Below are 4,633 nucleotides of genomic sequence, written 5' to 3' on the forward strand. Positions count from 1 at the left end.
TAGAATAACAATAATAAGTGGTAAAAGGGCAAGTCTTGGTTTAAGAGCACCTTCTTTTACTATTTTTGAAAGGATTTTATACACTACAATCATCGAAAACACTACAAATAGAATTGTCGCAGTAAGATAGATGCTATAACATTCCCAGATCATTAATGAAAGTTCTTCATAGTGTTTTAAATGTTCGATAAAAAGATAGTTTGGACGTGCAAAAAACTCTTGGAAGAAAAAAAATCCTGATATTTCAATAGAAAGATACACAAAGGAAAACAGCATAAATATTACCTTAGAAACGATAACTCTATTAGTTGCATACGTTGTGGAAAACAAAATAGCAATAGCCGAGAACACAATGGTATCCATTCTTATACCGTAAAGATAACTTACAAGAATATCAGCACTATAGCTTTCTGTAAAAAAGGTAGATAGCAATACTCGTGAAGCAAGCCCTAAAAGAATAAAACATAGCCATAATTTTAGAATAACCGAATACTCTTTTAATGCATTTACAAAACCTTTCAATATAGTAATCCTATTTTTTAAACTAAAAGAACAATTCCAAATCACAAGTTTATCTGACGGGGTTTAAAGGGTTGGCTGTTGTCGGCATAGGCCGTTTTTGATAGAACGTTTCTATTCTCTTTTATCCCACCCGGCATCCGGCTTCTGAACCTGGTTCGTCAAGGTTGCCGAAATTTTTAGAAAAGATTAATCGAAACCCGCTGAAAAATGTGTGAAAAAAAAGTGAAAAATAAGTGAAATCGTAAATCCGGCGATGTAACAAACAACCATGGACTGACCGGATCTATACATATAGGAAGTTGCTTTTTCCCAAGCAAGGTATCGACAGGCGGGGTAAATACCCGGGGGGAGTGGGTACAGCCCAAATACAGTTCAACCTTCCTGTTTCCTGTCAGAGCTCTGTCCAACGTTTTTCGAGCCAAACTCTTAAATGGTTTGATCATGGCTCAAGGCCCCTTGGCAGTATTATCATCGGAGGCTTCCGCCGGTATATAAACCATACGTTCCTGGGAGAAACAGGCACGGATAATGTATCGGGCAAGATTACCAAGACCTGCCTTATCATCAGAAAAAATTTTGCCTCCAATATAGATATGGAAGCCTGAATGGCGCCATGAAAGCATATTCTCAATAATGGAATCTGTAATCTTGCCCTCTTCGCAGATGTTTGCGTTACATTAAGCTTGGCCGCGGACGGGCCATCGCAGACGACAAAAAATAGCTTGAAACGCTGTTAAAAGACGGTTATCCAGAAAGGTAAAGAGATAATTGACGGAGATGAGGGGGGGGAGCAAGCCAGCAAGATTTCCGCCAGTCACGCCATTTGCAAACAGCCGCAAATGTCGTGCCTGTCATAAAAAGACGGCAATATCGAATTCTGGTTCACACCATTAAAATTTTGATAATGTATTGTCTTTGTATCCTAAACTATTCCAGGCTTGGAATACTCCACCTTTGGATAATCATCCTTTACTTCAAGAGGCATGTATTTTCAACGAAATATATATACAGGAATACACAATAATGGTTTTTAATAACGTTCTTGGTTCATATAATAAAATTTGAGATTCAGAGTTTAGCTCTTTTTTACCACAAGATATAGACGTCAAGCATAATTTAAATAATCAGAAGATTACTCCTGCTATTCTGCAATCTTTGACGGCTGCATTTGCAAGGACTATTAACCCTTTATCTTTGAACAGGGCATTCTATTCTATCCAGCACATTTCGAATGGTCTGGGCAATTTCCCGTATTTCAATGGGCTTCATGACGTAAGCTGCCAAGCCGAATTCTTTCGCCTTTTCTTCATCCACAAGGGCACTATGGCCTGTACAAATAATGATGGGAATATCAGGCCGAATGTCCATCAGTTTTTCAGATAAGTTAATACCCGTCATCTGGGGCATTGTCATGTCTGTGATGATCAGGTCAAAATGATTGGGATTTAAGGAAAACCGATCCAGAGCATCTTGCGGTGTTGTGGCGGTTTGAACTTTGTATCCAAGACGTTCGAACATTCTTTGCACCATATTTGCAATGGATATTTCATCATCCACAAATAATATGGTTTCATTTCCCCTGGGAATTTCCTGGATTGTTTTTGCTTCAACGGCTGCTTTTCCTTGTGACAACGGAAACAGTATGCTGAATTTAGTGCCTTTACCAAGGGTGCTGTCAACGGCGATTGTTCCACGATGATTCTTGACAATGCCATGCACTACGGCTAACCCCATGCCAGACCCTTTGCCAATTCCCTTGGTTGTAAAATAGGGATCAAAAATGCGGTCCATGATTTTAGGATCTATTCCCGGGCCTGTATCGCTTACCATTAACTTAACATACGTGCCGATTTTTAAATCAGGATAGTCTTTGGCTGAACTATTATCTAAAAGTACATTTTCCACAGCGATGGTAAGCTTTCCACCGGTTTGTTCCATGGCATGAGAAGCGTTGATACACAGATTCATCATGATCTGGTTGATCTGGGTTGGATCTGCAAGAATTGTTTCATCTGTGACACAAATATCCTGCACAATATCTATGGTAGTGGGAATTGTTGACCGTAAAAATTTGAGCGCATCTTTAATAACCGCCACAATTTCTATCGATTGCAGATTCTGGTCAGTTATACGAGTGAAGCTTAAAAGCTGCCTTACAATATTTGCTGCCCGAAGGCTGGCTTTTCTGATCCCTTCAAGGCTGGAATGGGCCGGATGTAATTTCGGAACATCCTCTAAAGCCAGTTCCGTGTTCCCCAGAATAATCCCCATAATATTATTAAAATCATGGGCAATGCCGCCTGCCAGTGTGCCGATGGATTCCATTTTATGCGCTTGGCGACGTTGTTCTTCAAAATGCTTTCGCTCTGTAATGTCACGGGAAGAGCCGTATATGCCAATCAGTTTACCACCCGGTTCTCTCATTGCTTTAATATTGCTTTCTGTCCAGACAATTGTACCGTTTTTGTGGTAGTATTCTACCTCCATGGTCAGAACCCGGTCCGGGTCGGCATTCACTTTTTCAAGTTCAAGTTCCTGGGAGAAGGTTTCAGCAATTTGGCTTAAAGATTCCGGTGTGACCATCTCCTCAAGGGGTTGTAGTTTTCTTTCCGCCGGGGTGAACCCGAGCACTTTTTCTATGGACGGGCTCACATAGGTTGTCTGAAAATTCAGATCAAGGGTCCATACTATATCAGCCATGTTTTCGGCTAAAAATTTGAACCGTTCCTCGCTCTGTATTAACTTTTTTTCCATTTTGTTTTTATAGAGGGCAATTTCAATTGCAATGTTCAACTCTCTGTTTTTAAAGGGTTTAAGGATGTAGCCATAGGGTTCGGAAATTTTAGCTTTTTCAAGCGTATTTTCATCAGCATATGCAGTGAGATACACAATCGGGATTTTAAATAGAGACCATATTTGCCTGCCCGCTTCAATTCCATCGATTTCCCCCTTTAGTATAATGTCCATGAGCACTAAATCAGGTTTTTCTTTTTTGGCTTTTGTAATCGCCTCTTCACCAGATGAAACAATGGCGCAGACAAGATACCCCATATTCTCCAAGCTTATCTGGATGTCTTTGGCAATAACAAATTCATCCTCAACAATAAGAATACTGGAAGTTTCCATACTTATATCCTTTCTTTCCCGCTAAAATTCTTAAACCTGATTCGAAATTCGGTGCCTGCATTTCTGTTGATCTCTATCTCTCCTGCAAGCTGGTGCACTACAAGGCCTGTAATGAGTTGCAATCCAAATGTTTTGGTATTTCTAAAATCAAGATTTTCCGGAATACCAATGCCGTCATCCCCTATTACCATTTCAATCTCGTTTTTGTTATCGAATCTGGTGGCTATAGAGATAACGCCTTTTTCAGCTGCTGGAAATGCATATTTTAACGAATTGGATACCAGTTCATTAATAATCAACCCACAAGGAATGGCCACATCAATTCCCAAAAAAACATTGTTAGACTCAATATCTGCTCGTATTTTTCTGGATTTTTGACGATAAGACTGTATCAGGCTATCCACTAATTTTCTGATATAGATTCCAAAATCAATATTAGACAAATCTTTCGATTGATAAAGCTGTTCGTGAATAAGAGCCATGGACATTATCCTGTCCTGGCTGTCTTTAAACAATGCGGCTGCTTGTATATCGTTAGTGTGGTTTGCCTGAAGCTTCAACAGACTGGAAATAATTTGAAGGTTATTCTTGACACGATGATGGATCTCTTTAAGGAGACTGTCTTTTTCATTTAACGAGGATTTTAGTAAGGTATTGGCAACGGTTAAATCAGAGGTACGATCCTGTACGGTTATTTCCAGCTGTTCCCGGTGGTTTTTCAATTTTTTTTCACTGGAAGCAAGCTCAACAATCTTTTTTTTAAGGTTATTTTGATACCGGAGTAGCTTTTGATTATTTGCTTGAATGGTGTCCAGCATTTCATTGAAGGACAATCCAAGCTGAATGATCTCATCGTTTTTATTCCCCTGATAGTTAAACCGTGATGAAATACTTTTATTCTCGACTTCTTTCATGACATCGGCCATGGATCTTATCGGGTAAATGATTTTCCTTGCTATTATTAAAAGGATCAACAAAAGTATAA

The 4,633-nt window shown here is 39.4% G+C and carries 4 protein-coding genes; 1 reads left to right on the forward strand and 3 read right to left on the reverse strand.

Annotated features, from left to right (window positions below; genetic code table 11):
- Window positions 1-522, reverse strand: a 522-nt coding sequence (locus tag ACYQ2M_RS24615; protein ID WP_459919050.1) for an LTA synthase family protein, incomplete at its 3' end; no start/stop codon positions are given.
- A 291-nt stretch (window positions 523-813) separates the two neighbouring features.
- On the opposite strand from ACYQ2M_RS24615, the gene ACYQ2M_RS24620 reads away from it, so the two are divergent.
- Window positions 814-1,017: a transposase gene (locus ACYQ2M_RS24620; protein WP_459919053.1), complete on the forward strand. Its 204-nt coding sequence runs from the start codon at window positions 814-816 to the stop codon at window positions 1,015-1,017.
- 693 nt (window positions 1,018-1,710) lie between these two features.
- Here ACYQ2M_RS24620 and ACYQ2M_RS24625 read toward each other — a convergent pair.
- Together ACYQ2M_RS24625 and ACYQ2M_RS24630 are read right to left on the reverse strand one after the other, a co-directional pair.
- Entirely contained in the window at window positions 1,711-3,648 is a 1,938-nt protein-coding gene (locus ACYQ2M_RS24625; protein WP_459919051.1) for an ATP-binding response regulator, read from the reverse strand.
- Window positions 3,649-3,650: 2 nt separating this feature from the next.
- The coding region (locus ACYQ2M_RS24630) for a histidine kinase dimerization/phosphoacceptor domain -containing protein (RefSeq protein WP_459919052.1) at window positions 3,651-4,633 on the reverse strand (983 nt) is incomplete at its 5' end.

It is taken from the genome of Desulfocicer niacini (genome assembly GCF_054657595.1).